This is a genomic window from Exiguobacterium sp. RIT341 (assembly GCF_000632205.1).
Lineage (GTDB): Bacteria > Bacillota > Bacilli > Exiguobacteriales > Exiguobacteriaceae > Exiguobacterium_A.
Genome location: NZ_JFYW01000009.1, coordinates 1 through 22,921 on the forward strand (window position 1 = coordinate 1; position 22,921 = coordinate 22,921).

A 22,921-nucleotide genomic window follows, 5' to 3' on the forward strand; every position below is an offset into this window, starting at 1 on the left:
CCCGTCCGCCGCTCATTCCACTGCCTTCCCTCCGAAGAGTTCCGTCAGCTTCCTGCGCTCGACTTGCATGTATTAGGCACGCCGCCAGCGTTCGTCCTGAGCCAGGATCAAACTCTCCATAAAGTGTTTGACTTGCTCGTTGTTGTGACCGGAGTCACGATTGACGAAGCTTGCGCTTCATTCGTTTTTGTATTCCGTAGAATACGATTTTTGCCTCATCGTTCAGTTTTCAAAGTTCGTCTGTCGCCTTAGCGACTTTAATAGATTAACAGGTTGTTTTGTTTATGTCAACCATACTTTTTAAAAAACTTTTCAGCCCCAACGAACCGTTTATAAAAGGCGTCTCGCTGGAACATTTATTAATATAACAACAAAATTCGACAAACACAAGCATTATTTTAAAAAAACTTTGCAAAGAGTTTAAATCCTCTTCGCAAAGTCTTTACCTTCTTAACATGGCGCCTACTGTAAACGCGATATTCGCTGGGCGTTCTGCTAGCCGTCTCATCAAATACGTATACCAGTCCAAACCATGCGGAACGTAGATGACGACACGATAACCTTGTCGAACTAACTCTTGTTGTCGTTTTGGTCGCATGCCTTGAAGCATTTGAAATTCAAACCGTGATGGATCAATTTGTTTCATTTGAGTAAAGTCAATGATTTGCTGAATAACTTGTTCATCATGTGTCGCGATTTGCGTGTAGTTGCCTTCTAACAAATTAATCTTCACTAATTGAAGGTACGTCTCATCGACGGTCTTTTTAGGTTGAATATAGGTTTCATCGTCTCCATCGTATGCGCCTTTGACGACACGTACTGTTGCCTGAAGACGTTCTAGATCAAAACGACTGCGGTATACATTTGCCTGTAATGCAATTCCGACGTTCGGATATCGTTCATGCACGCGTTCAAATATTTGCACAATCGACTCAACCATCGTTGCTTCTTCCATGTTGACTGTCACACGCATATTTCTCTGATCAGCAACCTCTGCAATACGACTCAACTGTTGATAGGCGATATCTGGATCAATCCTTAATCCGATTGAAGTAAGTTTTAAAGATACTTGTGCATCTAGATCATATGCTTTGATTTGTCCGATGACTTTGATGCATTCATTCGCAATATCTACTGCGTCTTGTTCAGTCTCGATGAATTCGCCTAAACAATCTACTGTCGCCGCTCGTCCATCTTGATTGAACTGTTTGACTGTGTCGAGTGTCTCTTCCGCGCCCTGCCCTCCGACGAACAATGTTCCACCAAGTGGTAACCCGACTTTTCTGGCGAATTGAATAAGTAACTTATTCTCAGCCAAGTACTCGAATACAGGTCCAGTAATCTGCTGTAACATCTGAATCACCCTCTCTCTTCTCCCTTACCCTCTCCCTAACAAAAAAACGTCTTTCTTCTATATAGAAGAAAGACGCAGTTTGAATTAGTGCAACCAGATGAAGTAACCGAGGAATCCAAGTGATAATACGTACATGATTGGGTGTACGTCCTTTGCTCGTCCTTTTGCGATCATCGTGACCGGGTAGAAGAGGAAACCGAATGCAATCCCTGTTGCGATCGAATACGTTAATGGCATCATGATGACGGTCAAGAAAGCCGGAACCGCATACTCGAATTTTTTCCAATCGATTTGCAGCAATGAAGCTGCCATCAATACACCGACGATGATCAATGCGGGTGCTGTGACCGGCGCAGTGATGATCGCGAGTAACGGTGAGAAGAATAAAGCGAGACCGAAGAACAATGCTGTAACGATGGCTGTCATCCCTGAACGACCGCCTGCTGCGACTCCAGCACTGGATTCAACGTATGAAACCGTCGTCGATGTTCCGAGAATCGAACCGGCTACGGTTGCTGTTGAGTCAGCGATTAATGCGCGACCTGCGCGTGGTACTTTATTTTCTTTAATTAGACCCGCTTGGTTTGCTACCGCAACCAACGTGCCCGCTGTATCAAAGAAATCAACGAAGAAGAAAGTCAGGATGACGATCATCATTTGGACCGTGAAGATTTCATTAAAGTGAAGAAATGCCTGTCCGAAGGTCGGTGCAATACTTGGTGGTGCTGAAACGATTTCACCAAAACTAGTCGGAACTGGAATTAATCCGAAAATCATTCCGGCAATGGCTGTTATAATCATTCCAAAGAAAATCGCGCCTTTGACACCGCGTGTCATCAAGACAGCTGATACGACAAGACCGAATACTGCGAGAAGTGTTGTTCCCTTGCTTAGGTCACCGAGCGAAACAAGTGTTGCTTCGTTCGCGACAACTAAACCACCTGTTTTCAAGCCGATAAAGGCGATGAACAAACCGATACCTGCTGCGACTGCCATTTTCAACGGCTCTGGAATCGCATTGATGATCACTTCACGAATGCCTGAAGCCGTTAATACCATGAAGACGAGACCTGAGACGAGAACGCCCGAAAGTGCAGTTTGCCATGGAATACCCATGCCAATGACGACACTATATGCGAAGAAGGCGTTTAAACCCATACCCGGTGCAAGCGCAATTGGATAATTCGCAAATACTCCCATTGTGATGGAACCGATGATTGCGACGAGCGCTGTAGCACCGAATACCGCTCCCGCATCCATGCCTGCCTCTGCTAATGTGTTCGGGTTGACGAATAAGATGTACGCCATCGCGAAGAACGTCGTCATGCCGGCGATGAACTCTGTACGCATGTTCGTACCAAGCCCATTGAAATCAAAGAAACGCGCAATCGCATTTTCTTTTGCTTTCGGTTGGTGTGGCTGTTTCAATTGTGTGCTCATGATTGCCTTCCTTCCAAATAAGCCGTCTCCTTGAAAACGAAAAACGGCCCTTACCTAAGCGGTAAAAGCCGTTTCAATAAGCGCACGATGTTGCATGTGCGCCGTAGTAGGAACCTTTACGGTGTTCCTGTAGAGACTTCCGGGCCCTATCCCCAGAATTATACGGCATTATTTATGTTTTTTTAGTGGTATGAAAAATAAGAACAGACACATCGTAGCACGGTCAAATTCATGGGTCAACCATAAAAACGAAATTTAACCACTTATTTTATCCGAACGTTCGGTTTTGTAAGCGTTATTTTTGAGTTATCTTTAATTTGTAGTAAAAAGACGTAATGAATGAGGCATCCATTATTCTTTTTAATTTCCTTAAAAAAGGAGATAGCTGATCGCTATCTCCCCTCTTAGTTTGATCTATTACAGTCGTTTATGATCGTCACGTTCTACGTCCGTTCTCGTATCCGTACCTTCATCAATATCTGCTTCCTCGCGTCGTACCGTTTCAGATACAGTTTCTGTATCTCGCACTTTACGTTTTCCAACAACAATTTCTTCAGAGACTACATCTTCTTTTGATACTACTACCTTTTCTTCTGAAAGCGGTACGTGGATGGAGTCGTTCTCATCTACAAAAGCATCTGTTCCCGACGCATTATGATCCACTTTACGCCGTTCCACATAAACTTCTTCCCTCTCTACCGGCACCTCGATCGATTGTTGATCTTCGACTACGTGTTTACTGACGTTTACTTCCCCTGTTTGCACTCTTTCTTTATCTACATTTAACCGTTCTTCATGCAGGCGAAGGCGTTCTTCTTCTGTATCACTGTTCGTTTCAGTAACGCCAGTCCGATCTGCACCAGACCGATCGACCCCTGGAGTATCGTCATAGTCTTGGCTTCGGTCTGCACTTAAAGTGTTGTCGTAGCCTTGGTCTCGATCTGTCCGGGAAAGAGAGCCGTTATCAGAGAGATGGTCGTTGTGATCCCGATTTGCTTCGACTCCCGTGCGATCATATTGATTATCGTTTACTCCAGAAGTTTGGTTGTAGCTTTGATTATGCTTTTCGTAAGAATCGCCATAGTCGCTGTCTACATATAAAACCAGCTTGCCGCTTTCTACCTGACGACGGTATTCTTCTGATTCATCATGCGATAAGCCCATTCCGCGGAAGGCTTCCGTAGAAGAGTCGTCTGAAAAGGCAGCCATGAATTTCCCCATAAATCCTTGGTGCTCTTGTTCACCGGCAGTATCTACATTGACGTTTGTCTGATTCTCTACCATGGAGAAGGAATGTTTATCTTGAGCCACGACATACATATCTCTTTCGTCATATCCCTGCGCTTTCAATTCGTTTACTTTACTCAGTACTTCCGCTTGGGTATTAAATACTTGGATAAATGTATCTTCTTTTCTCGTCATGATCTCTTCCTCCTTTTTAATAAATGCCACAAAAAATAATAATTAGCTCTTGAAAATCAATCTTATATGCCAACAGTTTGAATTTCCCCTACTTTTTTTCTGATTAAACCTGAATTTTTTGTACACCTTTTTTAATTATTGAAGTCTTTTTGGAATGTATTGATCCTGTTTACTAGAGCATGTTAATTATTAAAATTTTTCCTGTTTAAAACGTTTTAGTCATGCTACGCAACAAGAAAAGACCCTTACCTAAGAAGTAAAAGCCGTTTCAATAAACGTACGATGTTGTATGTGCGCCATAATAGCAATCATTACGGTGTTCCTGTAAAGTCTTTCAAACCCTGTCCCCGGAATTATACGATAATATTTTTTATTGATATGAAAAACAAACACAGCCACATCATAGCATGGTCAAATTTATGACTAAACCATAATCTAGTCGATCGACTTCAGCTCATGCCCAATCTATTATGAGAGCGTGCATCCTATCCGTTTAATGATTTATTATATATTCCAGTAAAAACTAACAAAATATCTCGATACATCTTAATTGAATCTCTCGAATAAATTGATTTTGTCTAATGTCATCCAACAGTTCGATGCGATTGGTTACGAAAAAAGCTCACTTCCATTCACAAATAATGTGAACAAAAGAGAGCTTCATTTTGAAATCGAATTGTTGAAGGTGAAACAGACTTCATTTCACCTATCCCCTTTAACACATTGATAGGACAGGCTTCATGAGACGAATTTTCTCAGCAAGTCTAGTTCTTATTCCCACTCAATCGTTGAAGGTGGTTTCGACGTCACATCGTATAGGACGCGGTTGACGTTCTGGACTTCGTTGACGATTCGAACCGAGATCTTCTCAAGCACGTCCCATGGGATACGTGCCCAGTCTGAAGTCATCCCGTCAATTGACGTAACAGCGCGGATTCCGACAGCATAGTCGTATGTCCGCTCATCGCCCATGACACCAACCGAACGGATTGGAGGAAGGACTGTGAAGTACTGCCAGATTTCGCGCTCGAGTCCAGCTTTTTTAATCTCATCACGAAGAATGAAATCAGATTCGCGAACGATTTCGAGTTTCTCATCTGTGATTTCACCAAGGACACGAATCCCGAGACCTGGTCCTGGGAACGGCTGACGCCAGACGATTTCATCAGAAAGACCAAGTTCTTTCCCGAGTTCACGGACTTCATCCTTGAACAACGTGTTGATCGGTTCGATCAATTCAAACTGCATGTCTTCCGGCAGTCCACCGACGTTGTGGTGTGATTTGATTGTTTGTGCCGTATCCGTACCACTCTCGATGATATCCGTATAGAGTGTACCTTGTGCAAGGAAGTCCATATCCGTCAGCTTCGAAGCTTCTTCATCGAAGACGTAGACGAACTCGTTGCCGATGATTTTACGTTTTTGCTCCGGATCCGAAATACCACGGAGTTTATCGAGGAAACGATCCTGAGCATCAATCTTGATGACGTTCATGTGGAAGTGATCCGCGAATGTCTTCATGACGCTTTCCGCTTCTCCCTTACGCAGTAAACCGTGATCGACGAACATACATGTCAATTGATCACCGATTGCTTTGTGGATCAAGGCTGCGACGACAGACGAGTCGACACCACCTGAAAGGGCACAAAGAACTTTTTTATCGCCGACTTGTTCTTGGATCTTCGCTACTTCGATTTCGATGAAGTTCTCCATTGACCAGTCGCCTGCACATTTACAGACTTCAAAGAGGAAGTTCTTGAGCAATTCTTTTCCAAAGACCGTATGGTTTACTTCTGGGTGATACTGCACACCATACATTTTCAACTCTTCGTTCTTGATCGAAGCGATTGGACATGACACGTTCGTCCCATCAATAACGAATCCGTTTGGCACAGATGTGACGAGGTCACTGTGACTCATCCAGACCGTTTGTTCTAGCGGTAAGTTCGCATACATCGGTGACGGGTCTTGTAACGTCAATGTGGCTTTTCCATATTCACGATGTCCCGCACGTTCCACTGTTCCGCCGAAATGTTGTGACATGAGCTGCATGCCGTAACAGATTCCGAAGATTGGAATACCGAGGTCGAAGATTTCCGGGTCACACCGGTACGCATCCTCCGCGTAGACGCTACGTGGACCACCTGAGAAGATGATACCAGCAGGTGCGATTTCTTTTACTTCAGCTGCAGTGATTTTATGCGAATGCAATTCACTGTAGACACCAAGGTCCCGAATACGACGTGTGATCAATTGATTGTACTGTCCTCCAAAATCGAGGACGAGAATCATTTCCTGGTCCAAATGTGCTTCCAAATCTGTTCCCGCCTTTCTGATTTCATGCGTACCCTATGAAAAAAGCCCGCTCTTCGCCCATGGATAAAATGGAAAAAGAGCAGGCCGCTTCACAAAAAAATGTATACGAAGGGTCTGCTCCTTCATAGTCAGGTCGTTTAAGGTGACCCGGTAGAGACTCTCGCGCCATATTCGCGAGTATATACAAAGGAGATTGCATGTGTGTGATTTACGTTGTTCCCATTGTACCTGTATCGTTTCGTAAATATCAACCCTCTACATGACGAATGATATTTTCGAAATATTCACGTTTTTTATCAGCCGATAATGATTCTCCACCATAAACCATCCGCTCGTAAGCATCCGTCAACGGTCGCATCGCGTACGTCTCGTAGTACCCATCGACTTCGTGAGCAAGTTCCGCAAGCGTCCGACCATCTTGATAATGGAATCCTTTTTTATCAAGACGCCGCAAGAGATACCGATACATCCGTCGGAATCCTTCCGGTCGTTCAATCTGTCTCCGGAAGAAGAGAATCGCAAGCGTCCGAATAATCGGTTTTCTGAACAAGTAGAGGAACAAGAGAGCAAGTGCCGTCAGGAAGATTGGCCAAAATGGAATTGACTTCTGCTCCGTCTGTCCGGCGCTAGTCGTCTGTTCTTCATCGAGAAGATTTTCTTGAGGACGATTTGGCGTCGTTGTCTCCGTATTATCTTCTGTCTCACGTTGCGGATTTGCTTGTTCCGTCTCGTTGTTCGTTTCCCGATCGATCGTGTATTGTCCTGCTCCATCGAAACTGACTGTCGGTTCAAGCGGTACCCAGCCTGGTCCTTCAATGTAAACTTCGACCCACGAATGGGCATTTTTATTGCGTACTGTATAACTCGTCACGGCAGCTCCGATGACGTCGGATTCGCCCCCCGTGAATCCTTTCACCCAGCGTGCGGGTAACCCAGCTGCCCGAAGTAATACAGTGGCTGATGTCGAGAAGTTATCACAGTATCCGAGTTTCGTCTCGAACAGGAACTGATCGACGTAATCCTGATTTTCTTTCGGTACAGCAACATCTTCTGTATTGTATTCAAAGTTTTCTTCTTCGAAATAATTTTCAATCGCCCGTGCTTTGTCCCATGGTGTCTCCTCACCCTCGACGATTTGTTCCGCTAAATCACGAACTCGTTGCGGTAAACCTTCCGGCAGTTGGAGATACCGCTCCGTTTCATTCTCAGATAAATTGACGGGTTCATCTGTCTGGAGCTGTTCTTCCGTAAAGAGTGGGTACGAATAGTCGATTCGATAGTTCCGTTGACGATCCGCCTCGTCGAGATACGAAATTTTTTGATTCTCGGGGTCAACCAACACATTTTGTCGTTGTTGATTCACTTCGACCCGTACATTGTCACCATTATATGGCACGAATGGTAATTCACGCGCCATTTCAAATGTTGCTGTCTCTTCGCGGGTCTTGACCTCTGTACCGAAGGTCGAGAAAAAACCACGTCCATCGATTTCAGGGTTTGACTTCGATAAGACCCAGCCTTTACCAGTATAGATGTCTTTCGTCTCGACTCGCCAGTAGCGGTTCCCTTCACTTTCGACTTGGAAGACTTCCCGGTCGTCCATTTGGAATGGTCCTCCGAGTTGCTCATCGTTGTTACCGTATCCGACCTTTTGAATCGCATTTGTCGGCTCCCCTTCCCCTTCAAGATCAGACGTCAAATCATACCAACTGTCTTGCCATGTCGCATTGATGACAGGACTTTGGACAGCAGCGACGATAACAGCCCCCATGATGAATAAGGCACTTAGTGGGCGTACGTAGGAAGCACGCGGTCGTTCATTGACCTCCGTCGCATACAGCAATACCAAAGACAAGATGATCGGATAAAGAATGAACGTCTCTCCCGAGTAATCCGTCCAGGTATCGCAATAGGCGATGAACCCGATGACTCCGAAGGCAAGTCCGAAGACGAACCCACGATTCGGGAACGTCCGGCGCGCGAGATAAGCGATCAAGAAACTGATCAAACCAATCGACAGCGCAAAGGCTGGTCGTCCCGGTAATTCACCATTGATGACACTTCGAATATCCGAGCTGATTTCCGTAAAAATTCCCCACGGTGCAGAACCCGGTGTCAAAATCAAGTAGAACGACAATAGTAGCCCCGCGAGACTGCCAAGTAAGAAGTAACGTCGCGCGAGATGCGATAACAGTAAAGGCAGGAACAGCATCGGTAAGAAGGACCAAAGATGCTCGAATGTAGTCAGTTCGAGAAGTGGTGGCATGAAACAAGTCAAAAGGGCTGCTGCGATGGCGTTCCAGATTAATCGTCGTATCATCGCACTCCCCTCCGTTCTGGTGTATAGACATGAACGGTGGCTTCTTGATTAATCTTCGAAATCCATAGTTCATTGTTTGATTCAAGATCCGGTGTGATAAAGAGGACATTCCCGCTCAATCGAAGCGCCTTGGACGAGTACTCCCATGACTCGATGAACGTCCGCGTCCGACTCGGTTGCGCCGTCATCAGGTAATGCGTCAGTTTCGCTCCTTCAAGTGGTAACGACAATGATTGAACGGCATGCCCGACGAGATGGATCCGATAGCTCAGTCGTCGTTTGTTCAACTGATCCGTCGTTTCTGCGAGCATCGAGATGACACGTTCGAAGGCTTCACCCGCCTCCGTTCCCTCATCAAAGACGATCGTCGTCTCCCGTTCTTGCTCTCGTTCGAACGTCTTCGTCATCAACCCTTGGCGTTTCGCTGTCGCTTTCCAGTCAATCTGATTCATCCGATCCCCACTGACGTATTCCCGGACCCCGACGACGGTAAAGGACGACTGGCGAAGATCAAGTGACACCGGTGAGATCCCGCCATCGCCACGGTCTTCCTCATGGGGAAGCTGAACGGCAAGGCGCGCTGGTTCAATCGCAAGATACGTCTCGACCGGAAACATCCGCTTCCGCTTGAATAACCCGAATGGATCCGTGATTTCGACGATACAGCCTGGAATCTGATACACCCCTCGACGAATCGATGGTATCGTGTAATCGATTTGCTCCGTCTTCCGGTAATGGGCTCGGAGTGGACGGCTGATATCGAGTTTTTCTTCACTGAGTTCGTTCGGAATCACCTCCGTCACTTCGACGGCTCCGACGAGAAACGGAAAACGTCGACGAACCCGTAAGGAAACCGGGATATCGGTTCCAGCAACGAGCATCTTGTTCGATACTTCGCGCGTCGCAAGTGCCTGCGTGACGGGCCAAACGAGGAAGAGCGTCCAGTAGACGGTCAGACCAGCCATGACGTAAAACAGCAAGGAAGCGACATTTCCGCCATCAACGCGCGCATATGCCCATAAGGCTGCCGTCGTCAAAAGTAATACAGCGTAACGCCAACCAATTTGCCACTTCGTCATAGGGACTCCACGTCTTGTTGGATCGGTACAGCAACCTCTTTTTTGATCTGTTCTAAAATCCGTTCCGACGATTGACCGTGATAACGCGCATCCGCTGTCAAAATCAGGCGGTGTGACAGGACTGGAATCAAGAGATGTTTAACATCATCCGGCAAAACGAAACTGCGTCCTTCCATGTACGCCCACGCTTGCGCGACCTTCATCAAGGCGATCGAAGAACGAGGACTCGCGCCGAGGTAGAGTGACCCATTCGTCCGTGTCGCTTGAACGAGATGGACGATATATTTTTTGACAGGCTGTGAGACATGGACGTTCTTGACGTCTTCTTTCATCTGGAGCAATTGCTCGCGACCAATCACAGCTTCGAGTGTTTCGATTGGTTCATCCCGTTCAAAACGCGTGAGCAACTTCATTTCTTGCTGGAAATCAGGATAACCCATTTTGACTTTGACGAGAAAACGGTCGAGTTGTGCTTCTGGTAACGGATACGTTCCTTCATGTTCAATCGGGTTTTGTGTCGCCATGACGAAAAAGGGATTCGGAAGCGTATGAATCTCACCATCGACGGTGACGTTCGCTTCCGCCATTCCCTCCAGTAAGGCAGATTGAGTTTTTGGTGATGTTCGGTTGATCTCATCGGCTAAGACGATGTTTCCCATTAAAGGACCCGGTCTATATTCGAACTGGCTTGTTTTCTGATTATACATCGATACACCCGTCAAATCTGACGGAAGTAGGTCTGGCGTGAACTGAACACGTTTGAAGGTCAACCCGATCGATCGGCTGAACGCACGGACGAGCATCGTCTTCCCGACTCCCGGTACGTCTTCTAATAGGACGTGACCGCCCGCTAGTAATGCTGCCAATGATTGTGTGATGACATCTTCCTTACCGATGATGACTTTCTCTACGTTGTCGATAATCGCTTGAATCTCCTTAGTGTATGTTCGCATTGTCAGGCCCCTTGCTCTCGTAGTAGTTGAATTTTCTGACTTTTTATATCATCTCATATTCCGCTATGCTTTTAAAGAAATACGAGCAGTTTCAAGCACGTGAAAAAGGGGGAACGCCGTAGCGTTTCCCCTTATTTGTTTCAGGAACGAACACATGCCGTGATCCGTTCTTGAACCGTGCAGTTGCACGTAAAACACGAATACTTCCGTGTCAATGGACAACGTTCGTCAAGTCCGGTGATCCTCTTCTTTCAGAAGCGACATGCGATCGTTCCCTCTACATTGGTAATCATTCATGTGCATCACCATCCTTTCATATATTGAATATTACCGAATATGTTATAAATGAAACGTCGAATTTTAATTATTTTTTCCGATACCGCGCATAGGTCGTCGCGAGTGCGACCGCAAGGACCAGCCCTTTGATGATATTCAACGAATAGTATGGAACAGACAACATGACAAGACCATTTTCAAGAATCCCGACGAGACAAGCCCCGACGAGTGTGCCAAGGGCATTCGGTTTTCCTTGCCCTGCGAACGACGAGCCGATGAAGGCAGCTGCGACCGCTGGCATCAAGTAACCGGACCCGGCGTTGATTTGCGACGATCCGACTTGTGACGCAAGCAAAATCCCACCGATTGCCGCAAGTAACCCAGCAATCAGATACGCGAGTGCCCGGTAGCGGTTGACACGAATTCCTGTCAGTCGTGCGGCTTCCGGATTCCCACCGATGATATAGAGAAAACGACCGTGTCGCGTATGGCTTAAGAAGACGTGTGTCACAGCGACGACGACGAGCATGATGACGATGATCCAAGGCGCCTGGCTGATTTTCGCGAAAGCCTCCGGAATCGTGCCGACTGTTGGTGTACCGTCCAGGCGCGGCATTCCGGCACTGATTGAACCACCACCGGTATACGTCATTGCGACACCTTCGACGATGAACATCGTTGCAAGCGTCGCAAACAAATCCGGAATCTTAAACCAGACGATGAGTAAGATGTTCACCAGAGCAACGCTAAGAGATAAGAGAAGTGCTAAACCAATCGAGACACCGAGTGGCAGACTGTACCAAACGAAGAATGAGACGACGAAGGAACTTGCAAGTGTTGCAGTTGATCCTACGGATAAGTCAAATCCATTAATCGTCAATGAAACCGTCAAACCAATCGCGATGATCGTCACGATGGAGATACTTCGTAAAATATTAATCAAATTCGTCCCTTGTAGGAATGTTGGAGCCGTCGTCGCAAAAAACAGGACGAGGGCAAGGATCGCGAGGACGATCCCCCAGTCGTTCAAGAATCCAAGGACCGGACGTAAACCTTTCCCCCGATTCGTTTGTTTTGATACTACCTCATTCATCGTTGCCCTCCTCCTGTCGCATACCACAACAAGGTTTCTTCTGATGTATCCGCCGTCTTCGTTTCATGGACAATCCGTCCATCGAACATGACGTAGATTCGGTCCGTGACGGTCAAAAGTTCATCCCATTCACTCGTCGCGTAAAGGATCCCTTTTTGTTGTTGCGCGAGTTCGTCAATCAGACGATAGATATCTTGTTTAGCTCCGACATCGACACCTTTCGTCGGTTCATCTAAGACGAGGACAGAAACATCGGTCAGTAACCATTTTCCGATGGCGACTTTTTGTTGATTCCCACCGGATAGTTGACCTACGTCCTGTTTCACGTCTGCCACTTTGATGCCCAGCTCCTTGACCCATTTCGATGCCTGTTCGACTTCTTTACGACGATCCATCAGTCCCCAGCGGTTGACGAAATCATGAGCTGCCGCTGCTGTCAGGTTTTCTGCGACAGAATCGGCAACAAGAATTCCTTCTTTTCGCCGTTCTTCCGGAACGAGACCGATTCCCGCTTGAATCGCAGCTTGTGGATTGCAAAGGCGATGGGCTTTTCCACCTATACGAACCTCCCCTTCCTGAAACGGGCGATCACCGAATAATGCTTTGCATAATTCCGTTTTACCGGCACCGACAAGACCCGCGATACCAACGACTTCCCCTGCTTGAACCGTCAAGGAGATGTCGCGGACGTCCGCATTCGTGGCACTCTCGACCGTCAGTACGTTCGTCGCATTGATCCGTGACGTTTTCGCGACAGACGTAAGCTTACGCCCGAGCATCTGCTCAACGACAGCTTCCTTCGTGATGTCTGTCAAAAGATGTCGCGAGATGAGTTGACCGTCGCGCATGACCGAGATGGAGTCGCAAATGTCATACAATTCTTGTAGGCGGTGGGAAATGAAAATGATCCCAAGTCCCCGTTCCGCTAAACGACGCACGACTGAAAAGAGATGGCTTGTTTCCGCCTGACTGAGAGGTGCCGTCGGTTCATCCAAAATTAAAAAACGACGTTCCTGAACGAGGGCGCGTGCAATCAATACGAGTTGCTTTTCAGCAAGACGTAATTCTTCGACACGTGTCTTGACGGAAATATCCGCCTGTAATGTCGCTAACGCTTCTTTCGCACGCTGTATGTAACGGCGTTGGGATACCAAACCCGTCATTGTTCCGTCCGTCAACAGATCGAGACAGATATTCTCAGCAACCGTCAAATACGGGACAAGCGCCACATCAACCTCTTGTTGGACGAGATCGATCCCGATTCGTTTTGCATCACGCGGAGATTGAATTGACAGTTCTTTCCCGTCAAGACGGATGATTCCTTCATCCGCTGTTTCCGCTCCAGATAAGACTTTCATCAGCGTCGACTTACCGGCACCATTCGCACCGACAAGCGCATGAATTTCACCAGACTTCACCTCAAAGGAGACTTGCTTGAGTGCCTGGACTCCCGGAAACGCAAGTGAAATCCCGGTCATTTCCAGGTGATGATTGATAGACGTCATTGTTTTTTATGGACGTCACGCAACCGGTCCATCCACGGCTCATTGAATTTATCCGACGTACTCCAACCTTTGATGATCGTATCGAGATTATACATCGTTGTGTCCTGCCTCAATGCCTTCTGCTCAACGAGTTTCGCATCGAGATCAAAGCTATCTGGTGTCTTCTCTCCGGCGATTTTCTTAGCCAGTAGTCGCATGTCCGTTTGTCCAATCAGGAATGGATCCACCGCACTCGTCGAAACCCAGTTGCTGCCTTTCTCACGCATCAGGTTGATGTCCTGATTTGAGACATCGATCGAGATCAATGGGATTTCTTGACGTTTATTATCCTTGAGCGATTTGTAAGCGCCTTTTGCGACTTCGTCCCATGCTCCCCAAACGGCATCAACGCTTCCTTTCGGGTATTTCGCGAGAATGGCATTCATCTTTGTCGCGATATCCCCTTGGACATCTTGGAAGTTCGTCGGTCCAACCGTCTCAAGCGTTTTGATTTTGCCGTCTGCTTCGTACGTCTTATAGATTTCTTGACGACGATCGAGAGGGGCAAAACCTGGTCCGAACCAGAGTTTGATGACACGGACCGGCTTTTTGTCCGTCACCTTCGTCACTTCATCGAGTGATAGCTTCGCAAGTTGATGATCGTTTTGGAACGTTTCCGTCACGTCTTGTAGAGATGCCCCTTTTTTCTTCGTGACCGTATCGAACGTCACGACCTTCAGTCCTTTATCGACTGCTGGTTTGATCATGTCATAGGCATAGTCTTCCTTACCGTGCGAAATGATGAGCCCATCATAATCTTGCTGAATCGCCTGCGCGACCAGTTCCTTGAACTTGACATCGTTACCTTCCGAAATGAACGTGCTGACTTTAAAGCCGAGCGCTTCTCCTTCACTTCGTGCGCCATCAAGGAATTGCTTCGTATGGTCGTCCGATGCGAGGTTACGGATGACGGCGATCTTGACGTCCGATTGAACTCCTTTTGGTACATCCTTGACGACTTTCGTCGTGGCTTCTCCATTCGCACAAGCTGCTAGTAACAGTGCCGGTGCTAGGACGGCGTAAGCTAGTTTTTTCATGACATATCTCCTTATCCAAGGGGTTGAAGCCCTGTTAATTGTTCAATCGTTTCTTCATTCGGTTGCGTGATGACACCAAGTTCGGTGATGATGCCCGTGATTAAGGTGTGTGGTGTGACATCAAAGGCTGGGTTGAAGACAGCAACTCCTTCTGGTGCTGTCGCAACACCTTGGACAGTCGTCACTTCCTGCGGATCACGTTCTTCAATTTCGATCGCGTCTCCGGAAACAAGTGAGAAATCAAACGTCGAGAGCGGTGCTGCGACGTAAAACGGGATACCGAAAGCTTGAGCGAGTAATGCTAGTTGGAACGTTCCGATCTTATTCGCCGTATCTCCGTTGCGTGTAATCCGGTCCGCCCCGACGATGATTGCATCGATCTGTTTTTCTTTCAGCGTATGGGCGACCATGTTATCTGTAATTAGCGTGACATCGATGCCGGCACGTTGTAGCTCCCATGTCGTCAGTCGTGCTCCCTGCAGTAATGGTCGCGTCTCACTCGCAAAAACAGATAATTCAATGCCGCGTTCTTTTGCGATATAGAACGGCGCAAGTGCTGTTCCATAAGCAGCGGTCGCAATCGATCCAGCATTACAGATCGTTAGGATCCGGTTACCTGACTGGAACAATTCAAGTGCATGAATCCCGATTTGACGTGACGTCTGCGCATCCTGATCGTATAAGGCAATCGTTCGCTGCTCGAGCCGTTCGCGGATCTCTTCTACCGACGTCCCGTCTTGAATGATTGGATTCAATTGATCAAGGACATTTCGTAAGTTAACAGCCGTCGGTCGTGTCGCGAGTAACGTCGCTGATGTCTCAAGCAAAGTCTGCTTATAGATCGACAGTTCTGCTTCAAACCGGTACGCCTCTTGAACGAGTACGAATCCGCCAAATAAACTGATCGCAGGCGCCCCTCGGACGCGCAGTTGTTTAATCGCTTCGACCGCTTGTGCAAGATCGGTAATGACTTCATAGTGTTCTTCCTGCGGTAGACGTGTCTGATCGAGAATCGTCAAGACACGATCTTCATAACGAATACTTTGAACGAATGTACTCATCGGCTAAGTTCCTCCGTTACGTCGAAGTTTCGTAAATCATCAAATGTCCGGCATTCGGTCCGACGTTTGATTAACGCCGATCCTAAACGTAAAGCATGTTGTTTTCGTTCTAGTCGTTCCGTCATAGAACTAATCGTTTCTAAATCAGCGACTGGTGCGAGTCCGATCGTCCGACGAATCAGTTCGCAACCGGCAAAGCCAAGGGCATCCTGCAAGATCGTGCTCAGTACATCGTCGACGAGTCCCGATGTCCGGAATGGTTCGACGGCTTCGCGTTCCCATAAGGCGCGGAACGTCGAAGCGAACGTCAGCCAGAACGTATCGATGTCGCGAATCCGGGCATCACGAAGTGCTGAATAATCCGGGTATGCTGCAAAGAATAAGTGGGCGATGAACTGTCCGACATCAAATCCGAATGGACCATAAAAGGCGAATTCTGGATCGATGACTTTCGTTTCCGTTGCCGAAGCAAAGATGCTTCCTGTATGTAGATCGCCGTGTAGCAACGCATCTCCTTTCGTGATGAAAAGCGCTTCGAGTTTTGCGACTTCGCGTTTCAACTCATCGTCCGCCCATAGACGTGCCACCTCTTCTTCAAGCCCGGCTTCAATCTCGTTCGTCTCCGCGTCATGGAACGGATCCGTGAAGATTAATTTTTCCGTGATGTCGCACAAGTCCGGATTGTAGTACGTTCGGGCGACACGTTTTTTTTCAACCGGACCAAGCGCAAAGTCCGATGTATGGAATAAAGTCCGAGCGAGATAAGAACCAATATGTTCCGCAAGCAACGGATACTGTTCACCTGCGAGTAAACCGCTTCGAACGATTGTCAGATGTGAAAGATCTTCCATGGCCGTATACGCCTCGTCGTGACTAGCATGAAAAACACGCGGTACGAACGGCACGGCATGCCGGGCGAATTCACGGAGTGCGGATTGCTCGATCCACGCCCGCTCGAGTGATAGTGGCCAGCTTTCACCGACGACTTTCGCGTACGGAAGTGCTTGTTTTAGAATCAATCGATGTTCACCTTCTCGAATTCGAAAGACAAGATTGAGATTGCCGTCGCCAATCTCTTCTGCTTCGACGGCTCCGTCGCCGATCAGTCCTAGTGAGCGGACCCGTTCGATCGCGTCCTGTTCTGTAAATGCTTTGTATGTCATCTCAGTTCCCCCTGTGTGATACACGAAAAAGCGCCTCTTTTCGTCATCGAAAAGAGGCGCAGGAAAGTCACTGCGTCCTCTTATCTCTCAGACGAAACGTCTGTTGGATGTAGCACCGTGCCAAGTGGTCGGTTGCTGCGGCGTCATCGGGCCAATTCCCTCTGCCAACTCGCGATAAGAGTCGTATGTAGTTGTCGTGTGTGATATTGATTTGAATCTTACGCAATCCTCTTCCCTGCTGTCAAACTAAAATCAGGGAGAAATGGACATCGTTTTCATGCCATCTATAGAAAGAGTATTTTCAAAAAAATAAATTTTCTAAAAATAGTTTGACAAGTCGTGACTCTCATGTAAAAATTGCAATTAGATTTCACAATTTCATCCAATTCTTATCAAGAGCAGACGGAGGGACAAGCCCTACGATGTCGCAGCAACCGACCTTTTGGCACGGTGCTAATTCTTGCAGCTACTAAGCTGACAGATAAGAGTCCACGTTCGAATCATTCATGGTCTCTTGTCGCTGACAAGAGACCATTTTTTTATTGAAGGAGGAAAGACATGGCTTACATCACAGCTACTTATCAATTGACCGCCCGCGATCGACTGGAGCAACGCGCCGAACAACTCGCGCTTGGTCTGACGGTTGGTTCCTGGACGGAGCTGAATCATCTTGAGCAACAACAACTCGCCTCATTCAAAGGAGAAGTCGTACATACGGAAGAGCGCGACGGTAAAGGCTATATCACGATTCGTTACCCGGAACACAATGTATCGCGCGACTTTTCTGCGATCTTGACGACCGTCTTCGGGAAACTCTCACTCGACGGTGAAATCAAATTAACAGAACTGCTACTACCCGATACATTCACGTCGGATTTTCCAGGTGCGAAGTTCGGGATTGAAGGGATTCGTTCCTTGATTGGTGTCGAAGATCGTCCACTGTTAATGAGCATCTTCAAAGGGGTCATCGGACGCGATTTATCGTTCCTTCGTGATCAACTCGAAGGACAACTTGCTGGTGGGATCGATCTCGTCAAGGACGATGAGATCCTATATGACAATCCGTTGACACCGACGATTGATCGGGCACGGATCGGACGTGAGGTTATCGATGCTCATTTCCACCGGACCGGTAAACGTGCGTTGTATGCGATCACACTTAGTGGTCCCGTCTTTACGCTCAAGGATCAAGCCAAACGATTGATTGACGCTGGAGCAACTGCTTTCTTGTTGAATACCTTCACATACGGACTCGACGTCTTACGTGAATTGGCAAGTGATCCGGAGATCAACGTTCCCATTTTCAATCATCCGGCTTACAGCGGTGCATTGATTGCCAGCCCGAACCACGGTGTTGCAGCGCCTGTCTTACTTGGCACATTACCGCGCGTTGCTGGTGCAGACTTAACACTATTCCCGTCACCTTACGGCAATGTCGCTCTTCCGAAGGACGTCGCCCGCGGCATCGCGGTCGAAGCGACTCGCCTCGGTCAGACGAAAGCGATTTTCCCTGTCCCTTCAGCCGGTATTCACCCAGGACTCGTTGCTCAACTCGTACGCGACTTCGGGATCGATTCCGTCATCAACGCTGGTGGTGGCGTACATGGTCATCCGCAAGGTGCTGCGGCTGGTGTTATCGCTTTTCGTCAAGCACTTGATGCGGCACTCGCAAATGAATCCCTATCGAATGCTGCGTCACGACATGAAGAATTACGAGTCGCGCTCGACGCTTGGGGGATCAAGTCATGACCTTACGAATTCTTTGTGACTTCGACGGTACCGTGACGATGCAGGATAACATCATTGCACTCATGGAGGTATTTGCGCCAGTGAATGACTTCGAACCGTTGAAACGTGGCGTGCTCGACCGGACGTTATCGATCCAAAGTGGTGTCGGGCAGATGTTCGCGCTTCTGCCGTCCGACGGTAAAGCGGACTATCTTGATTTCTTGATGGAGCGCGCCGTCATTCGCGAAGGATTTTCGGAGTTGCTTCAGTACAGTCGTCGTCAAGGAATCCATTTTTCGATTGTTAGCGGTGGAATGGACTTTTTCGTCGAACCGATCTTAGCACCGTTCCTCGAGCAAGAGCAGATTTACTGTAACATTGCCGATTTCAGTGGTCCATTCGTCCACATCGATTGGCCACACGCCTGCGATGCCCATTGCACGAATGGATGCGGCTGTTGTAAAACATCCGTTGCCCGTACATTATGCAAAGACGATGACGTCATCATCGTCATCGGTGACTCAGTGACGGACTTCGAACTCGCAAAACAAGCGGATCGTGTCTATGCCCGTGATTATCTGATCACGTTGTGTGAAGAAAATGATATCGCCTATACACCTTTTGAGACGTTCCACGATATCGTTCATGATTTAGCACGATCGGAGGTGACGATATGACATTCATGCGACGGTATGAAGAACTACGCGCCATCAAACAAGAACTTGCAGCGCGCGATTGGTTCCCTGGTACGAGTGGTAACCTCGCCATTCGGACGTCCGGTATTCCGATTGAATTTCTTGTGACGGCAAGTGGGAAAGATAAGCGGCAGACGACTCCTGACGACTTCGTTCATGTCGATGCGACCGGTCAATTGATCGGCGAGCAATCCGGGCGCCCTTCTGCTGAGACATTGCTCCATGTCGAAGTGTTCAACCGAACGAACGCCGGATGTTCCCTGCATGTCCATACGATTGCGAACAATGTGATTTCGGAGTTATATGGCGATCAGGGAAGTATCACCTTCTCCGGTCAAGAAATCATCAAGGCACTCGGTCACTGGGAAGAAGATGCGACGGTCACGGTGCCGATCATTCTGAATCACGCGGACATCCCGACACTCGCTGCTGCTTTTGCGCCATATGTCACAGCGGACAGCGGTGCCGTCCTGATTCGCAATCACGGAATCACGGTCTGGGCACCGACCGCCTTTGAAGCAAAGAAACACCTCGAAGCCTTCGAGTTTTTATTCAACTATACGTTGACGTTGCAATCATGCCGTCAATCTATCTATTAAAAGGAGGAATCATCTCATGGCAACAGTCTTATTCCAAGAAACAAACACACGGTATACGGATCAAACGGAAGTCGCTGACTTCCTCGCATCGCGCGGCGTTCTTTACGAACAATGGGACGTCTCAAAACTACCAGCACCTCTCGTTGAGAACTTCACACTGACGGATGCCGACAAACAAACGATTCTCGATACGTTCGCTCCAGAAATCAAAGACGTATCAGAACGTCGTGGATATCAGACAGCTGATATCATTTCACTTTCGGATACGACACCGAACCTTGACGAGTTGCTCGTCAACTTCCAGAAAGAACATCATCACACGGATGATGAAGTCCGTTTCATCGTAAGCGGTCACGGCGTCTTCGCGATCAAAGACGAAGAAGTCGGCTACTATAACATCGAACTCAATCCTGGTGATTTGATTTCTGTTCCTGTCAATACACGCCACTACTTTACGCTCCAAGAGGATCGGAAAGTCGTCGCTGTTCGAATTTTCGTCACGACAGATGGGTGGGTTCCAATTTACGAGAACGAGACATCCACGGTCTCTTAAGAACGACAAAAGCGTTGATTTCTTCTATATAAGGAGAATCGGCGCTTTTTCTTATCTCACAAACATATCACTACATCGACACGTAACAGATATAATGAGGGAAAAGCGATTGGGGAGTGAGCAACATGCATATTCGTCCTGTAACGGAACATGATTTACCCGCCGTTCTATCCATTTATAATGAAGGCATCGAAGACCGAATCGCAACGCTTGAGACGGATCGAAAAGATTTATCGTTCATGACCCAGTGGTATGCAGAGCGTACGCATCGCTACGCTGGATATGTCGCAGAAGATGAGACAGGTGTCCTCGGCTTCATTTCTCTTGATCCGTATAACCCGCGTCCTGTCTATGCGACAGTTGGTGAGATTTCCGTCTACATTACTCGAACACATCGCGGACAAGGGATCGGGACACAGTTGTTAGAAACTGCCGAACAACATGCGCGCGATCATCAGATGCATAAGCTGATTCTCTTTACCTTCCCGTTCAATAAAATCGGACAAAAGCTCTACATCCGTTCCGGATTCCGGATTGTTGGGACATTTAAGGAACAAGGTCGCTTGAACGGCGACTACGTCGATGTCATGGCGATGGAGAAACGCTTACGATAGGATTCATTGAATGCCAGACAGGGAATAATCAATCCGAGTCATTGAGAGAGGATGAACCTAATGGATATTCAACAAATTCGTAATGCGACGCTTGTCGTCACGTATGCCAATCAAGTTTTACTAATCGATCCGTTTCTCGGCGAAAAAGGCAGTTTACCTCCTTTCGGTCAAACGCCGAATGCCGTCGCCAATCCACTCGTCGACTTACCGGTCGATGTTAAGACACTGCTCGATCCTGACGCTGTCTTCGTCACGCATCTGCACGCGGATCATTTCGATGATGCTGCAAAACAATTTCTACCCAAGCATTTGCCATTCTATGCGCAGCAAGAAGAAGACGCACGGCAAATCCGAGAAGCCGGCTTCACGAACGTCTCTTCCTTCGATTCCGGTGTGACGATCGGTGATATCCAGGTCCATCGAACAGGTGGACAGCATGGTGTCGGTGAAATCGGTGAACGAATGGGACATGTCTCCGGACTCGTCCTCACGCATCCGGACGAACCGACGCTTTATATCGCAGGTGATACGATCTGGTGTGACGAGGTCGCGCATGCGATTGAACAACATACACCAGATATCATCGTCGTCAACAGTGGGGCTGCCCAGTTTCTGACGGGAGAACCGATCACGATGTCGCAGCGTGATCTCCTTGCCGTACACGAAGCAGCAGCGGAAGCAACGATCATCGTCTCGCACCTCGAGTCCGTCAATCACTGTCTCCTACGGCGCGACATGATTGCTGACTTTTTAGCTGCTTACCACCTCTCTGCCCATTTCCTCATTCCGGAAGATGGCGAAACGATGTCATTTTAAGAACAAATCAAAAGTCTCTTTTCGAAATTCATCGAAAAGAGACTTTTTTCATGGAATGACCAATCCTAATAATCGAGCGAAGGCGACTGCTTGTTCTTCCGTAATGACTGCGCCCGGTAAAAATCGCGGATCGATTGTGATACCAGAGAGTTCCGTCTGCCGGAGATCAAGACCTTTTAATGGTGTTTCAATCCATTGGCTATCAGTAAGCCGGACCGCTTCGAGTTTCCAATGGGTCGGTTTCACTTCGAAGAACTGTGCTTCTTTCATCGTCGTTTCACTCCAATGCTGATGACGGACAGTACTACGAATGAACTGGGCATAGTCTGCGAGTCCTTCTTCGATCGTCAGATGATCAAGCGTACAATCTTCAAACTGAACACCCGTCATCCGGCATCCGACGAAAGACACGCGGTGAAAACGGGTTTCTTGGAAGTGACATCCTGTTAAGTCACATTGCTCGAAACGAATATCTTCGAACGAACCGCGGTCAAAGGTGAGGTTCGCGAACGAGACATTTTGAAAACATACTTGATAGGCATCGATACGCTCCGTCAGTTCGACAGGCATCGACTCCTTTTCATAACGTGCTCCTTTCAGATATGGATCGTCGATTTCGACTTGATCGAACGTCTCTGCTTGAAGCGTTTTCGGTAATTCTGGTAAACGGATAACGATCTCTTTCATAGAAATTCCCCCTTTTTCTCTCCTTTAGTGTATCAAACTCCTTTTGCATAAGGGTCAATCGTTCGAATTCCCTCTTTTTTCAACAGTTTTTTATTTTGAGACACTTTGAGACCATGCTATAGTCAAAGAAAATCAAAATAAGAACATATGTTCTTTTATGTAAAGGAGTGA

General features: G+C 47.6%; 19 protein-coding genes, 1 rRNA gene and 4 riboswitches. Of the genes, 6 read left to right on the forward strand and 14 right to left on the reverse strand.

Annotation, left to right across the window (positions count from 1 at the left end):
• The 13 genes from BW42_RS10975 to mtnK all read right to left on the reverse strand — a co-directional run.
• Window positions 1-123 (reverse strand): 16S ribosomal RNA (locus BW42_RS10975); the annotation flags it as partial.
• 319 nt (window positions 124-442) lie between these two features.
• Window positions 443-1,354: a proline dehydrogenase family protein gene (locus tag BW42_RS10980; RefSeq protein ID WP_035410931.1), complete on the reverse strand. Its 912-nt coding sequence runs from the start codon at window positions 1,352-1,354 to the stop codon at window positions 443-445.
• 84 nt (window positions 1,355-1,438) lie between these two features.
• Window positions 1,439-2,743 carry an NCS2 family permease gene (locus BW42_RS10985; RefSeq protein ID WP_035411623.1) on the reverse strand — a complete coding sequence of 435 codons (1,305 nt, stop codon included), beginning with the start codon at window positions 2,741-2,743 and terminating at the stop codon, window positions 1,439-1,441.
• 135 nt (window positions 2,744-2,878) lie between these two features.
• A riboswitch (purine riboswitch) is annotated at window positions 2,879-2,980 on the reverse strand.
• Window positions 2,981-3,211: 231 nt separating this feature from the next.
• A complete protein-coding gene (locus BW42_RS10990; RefSeq protein ID WP_035410934.1) occupies window positions 3,212-4,216 on the reverse strand; it encodes a DUF2382 domain-containing protein in 1,005 nt (334 codons plus the stop codon).
• Between the two features lie 771 nt (window positions 4,217-4,987).
• On the reverse strand, window positions 4,988-6,508 hold the full coding sequence (gene guaA / locus BW42_RS10995; protein WP_052019142.1) for a glutamine-hydrolyzing GMP synthase: 1,521 nt from the start codon (window positions 6,506-6,508) through the stop codon (window positions 4,988-4,990).
• Window positions 6,509-6,637: 129 nt separating this feature from the next.
• A riboswitch (purine riboswitch) is annotated at window positions 6,638-6,739 on the reverse strand.
• 40 nt (window positions 6,740-6,779) lie between these two features.
• Window positions 6,780-8,852 carry a transglutaminase domain-containing protein gene (locus BW42_RS11000; RefSeq protein WP_035410940.1) on the reverse strand — a complete coding sequence of 691 codons (2,073 nt, stop codon included), beginning with the start codon at window positions 8,850-8,852 and terminating at the stop codon, window positions 6,780-6,782.
• Window positions 8,849-9,931, reverse strand: a complete 1,083-nt coding sequence (locus tag BW42_RS11005) for a DUF58 domain-containing protein (RefSeq protein ID WP_035410944.1) — start codon at window positions 9,929-9,931, stop codon at window positions 8,849-8,851. The genes BW42_RS11000 and BW42_RS11005 overlap by 4 nt, the downstream gene beginning before the upstream one ends.
• Entirely contained in the window at window positions 9,928-10,884 is a 957-nt protein-coding gene (locus tag BW42_RS11010) for a MoxR family ATPase (RefSeq protein WP_035410946.1), read from the reverse strand. The genes BW42_RS11005 and BW42_RS11010 overlap by 4 nt, the downstream gene beginning before the upstream one ends.
• A 364-nt stretch (window positions 10,885-11,248) precedes the next feature.
• Entirely contained in the window at window positions 11,249-12,253 is a 1,005-nt protein-coding gene (locus BW42_RS11015; protein WP_035410949.1) for an ABC transporter permease, read from the reverse strand.
• Window positions 12,250-13,758, reverse strand: a complete 1,509-nt coding sequence (locus BW42_RS11020) for a sugar ABC transporter ATP-binding protein (RefSeq protein ID WP_035410952.1) — start codon at window positions 13,756-13,758, stop codon at window positions 12,250-12,252. Before BW42_RS11020 ends, BW42_RS11015 begins: the two co-directional genes overlap by 4 nt.
• Window positions 13,755-14,834, reverse strand: a complete 1,080-nt coding sequence (locus BW42_RS11025; RefSeq protein WP_035410954.1) for a sugar ABC transporter substrate-binding protein — start codon at window positions 14,832-14,834, stop codon at window positions 13,755-13,757. The genes BW42_RS11020 and BW42_RS11025 overlap by 4 nt, the downstream gene beginning before the upstream one ends.
• Before the next feature lie 11 nt (window positions 14,835-14,845).
• The gene (mtnA, locus tag BW42_RS11030; protein WP_035410956.1) at window positions 14,846-15,895 is read right to left on the reverse strand and encodes an S-methyl-5-thioribose-1-phosphate isomerase; all 1,050 of its coding nucleotides are present in this window, start codon (window positions 15,893-15,895) and stop codon (window positions 14,846-14,848) included.
• Window positions 15,892-17,058: an S-methyl-5-thioribose kinase gene (gene mtnK, locus BW42_RS11035; RefSeq protein ID WP_035410957.1), complete on the reverse strand. Its 1,167-nt coding sequence runs from the start codon at window positions 17,056-17,058 to the stop codon at window positions 15,892-15,894. Before mtnK ends, mtnA begins: the two co-directional genes overlap by 4 nt.
• 77 nt (window positions 17,059-17,135) lie before the next feature.
• Window positions 17,136-17,239, reverse strand: a riboswitch (SAM riboswitch).
• 205 nt (window positions 17,240-17,444) lie between these two features.
• Window positions 17,445-17,546, forward strand: a riboswitch (SAM riboswitch).
• A 70-nt stretch (window positions 17,547-17,616) separates the two neighbouring features.
• On the opposite strand from mtnK, the gene BW42_RS11040 reads away from it, so the two are divergent.
• From BW42_RS11040 to BW42_RS11065, 6 genes are all read left to right on the forward strand, one after another.
• On the forward strand, window positions 17,617-18,807 hold the full coding sequence (locus BW42_RS11040; RefSeq protein ID WP_035410959.1) for a 2,3-diketo-5-methylthiopentyl-1-phosphate enolase: 1,191 nt from the start codon (window positions 17,617-17,619) through the stop codon (window positions 18,805-18,807).
• Window positions 18,804-19,463 (forward strand): 2-hydroxy-3-keto-5-methylthiopentenyl-1-phosphate phosphatase, encoded by a 660-nt coding sequence (locus BW42_RS11045; protein WP_035410962.1) that lies wholly within the window; start codon window positions 18,804-18,806, stop codon window positions 19,461-19,463. The genes BW42_RS11040 and BW42_RS11045 overlap by 4 nt, the downstream gene beginning before the upstream one ends.
• Window positions 19,460-20,080, forward strand: coding sequence for a methylthioribulose 1-phosphate dehydratase (locus tag BW42_RS11050; RefSeq protein ID WP_035410965.1), 621 nt, complete (start codon window positions 19,460-19,462; stop codon window positions 20,078-20,080). The genes BW42_RS11045 and BW42_RS11050 overlap by 4 nt, the downstream gene beginning before the upstream one ends.
• 16 nt (window positions 20,081-20,096) lie before the next feature.
• Window positions 20,097-20,633 (forward strand): acireductone dioxygenase, encoded by a 537-nt coding sequence (locus BW42_RS11055; protein WP_035410968.1) that lies wholly within the window; start codon window positions 20,097-20,099, stop codon window positions 20,631-20,633.
• 125 nt (window positions 20,634-20,758) lie between these two features.
• On the forward strand, window positions 20,759-21,247 hold the full coding sequence (locus BW42_RS11060) for an arsinothricin resistance N-acetyltransferase ArsN1 family A (RefSeq protein ID WP_035410971.1): 489 nt from the start codon (window positions 20,759-20,761) through the stop codon (window positions 21,245-21,247).
• A 60-nt stretch (window positions 21,248-21,307) separates the two neighbouring features.
• Window positions 21,308-22,063 (forward strand): MBL fold metallo-hydrolase, encoded by a 756-nt coding sequence (locus BW42_RS11065; RefSeq protein ID WP_035410974.1) that lies wholly within the window; start codon window positions 21,308-21,310, stop codon window positions 22,061-22,063.
• Between the two features lie 48 nt (window positions 22,064-22,111).
• Here the strand turns inward: BW42_RS11065 and BW42_RS11070 are convergent, their stop codons facing one another.
• Entirely contained in the window at window positions 22,112-22,750 is a 639-nt protein-coding gene (locus tag BW42_RS11070) for a pentapeptide repeat-containing protein (protein ID WP_035410976.1), read from the reverse strand.
• Window positions 22,751-22,921 lie beyond the last annotated feature (171 nt).

What these genes read in the sequence shown, in the direction of transcription:
- BW42_RS10980 (WP_035410931.1), bottom strand. Translation starts at nt 1,354, where the DNA reads ATGTTACAGCAGATTACTGGACCTGTATTCGAGTACTTGGCTGAGAAT.
- BW42_RS10990 (WP_035410934.1), bottom strand. Translation starts at nt 4,216, where the DNA reads ATGACGAGAAAAGAAGATACATTTATCCAAGTATTTAATACCCAAGCG.
- guaA (WP_052019142.1), bottom strand. Translation starts at nt 6,508, where the DNA reads ATGATTCTCGTCCTCGATTTTGGAGGACAGTACAATCAATTGATCACA.
- BW42_RS11000 (WP_035410940.1), bottom strand. Translation starts at nt 8,852, where the DNA reads ATGATACGACGATTAATCTGGAACGCCATCGCAGCAGCCCTTTTGACT.
- BW42_RS11005 (WP_035410944.1), bottom strand. Translation starts at nt 9,931, where the DNA reads ATGACGAAGTGGCAAATTGGTTGGCGTTACGCTGTATTACTTTTGACG.
- BW42_RS11010 (WP_035410946.1), bottom strand. Translation starts at nt 10,884, where the DNA reads ATGCGAACATACACTAAGGAGATTCAAGCGATTATCGACAACGTAGAG.
- BW42_RS11015 (WP_035410949.1), bottom strand. Translation starts at nt 12,253, where the DNA reads ATGAATGAGGTAGTATCAAAACAAACGAATCGGGGGAAAGGTTTACGT.
- BW42_RS11020 (WP_035410952.1), bottom strand. Translation starts at nt 13,758, where the DNA reads ATGACGTCTATCAATCATCACCTGGAAATGACCGGGATTTCACTTGCG.
- BW42_RS11025 (WP_035410954.1), bottom strand. Translation starts at nt 14,834, where the DNA reads ATGAAAAAACTAGCTTACGCCGTCCTAGCACCGGCACTGTTACTAGCA.
- mtnA (WP_035410956.1), bottom strand. Translation starts at nt 15,895, where the DNA reads ATGAGTACATTCGTTCAAAGTATTCGTTATGAAGATCGTGTCTTGACG.
- mtnK (WP_035410957.1), bottom strand. Translation starts at nt 17,058, where the DNA reads ATGACATACAAAGCATTTACAGAACAGGACGCGATCGAACGGGTCCGC.
- BW42_RS11040 (WP_035410959.1), top strand. Translation starts at nt 17,617, where the DNA reads ATGGCTTACATCACAGCTACTTATCAATTGACCGCCCGCGATCGACTG.
- BW42_RS11045 (WP_035410962.1), top strand. Translation starts at nt 18,804, where the DNA reads ATGACCTTACGAATTCTTTGTGACTTCGACGGTACCGTGACGATGCAG.
- BW42_RS11050 (WP_035410965.1), top strand. Translation starts at nt 19,460, where the DNA reads ATGACATTCATGCGACGGTATGAAGAACTACGCGCCATCAAACAAGAA.
- BW42_RS11055 (WP_035410968.1), top strand. Translation starts at nt 20,097, where the DNA reads ATGGCAACAGTCTTATTCCAAGAAACAAACACACGGTATACGGATCAA.
- BW42_RS11060 (WP_035410971.1), top strand. Translation starts at nt 20,759, where the DNA reads ATGCATATTCGTCCTGTAACGGAACATGATTTACCCGCCGTTCTATCC.
- BW42_RS11065 (WP_035410974.1), top strand. Translation starts at nt 21,308, where the DNA reads ATGGATATTCAACAAATTCGTAATGCGACGCTTGTCGTCACGTATGCC.
- BW42_RS11070 (WP_035410976.1), bottom strand. Translation starts at nt 22,750, where the DNA reads ATGAAAGAGATCGTTATCCGTTTACCAGAATTACCGAAAACGCTTCAA.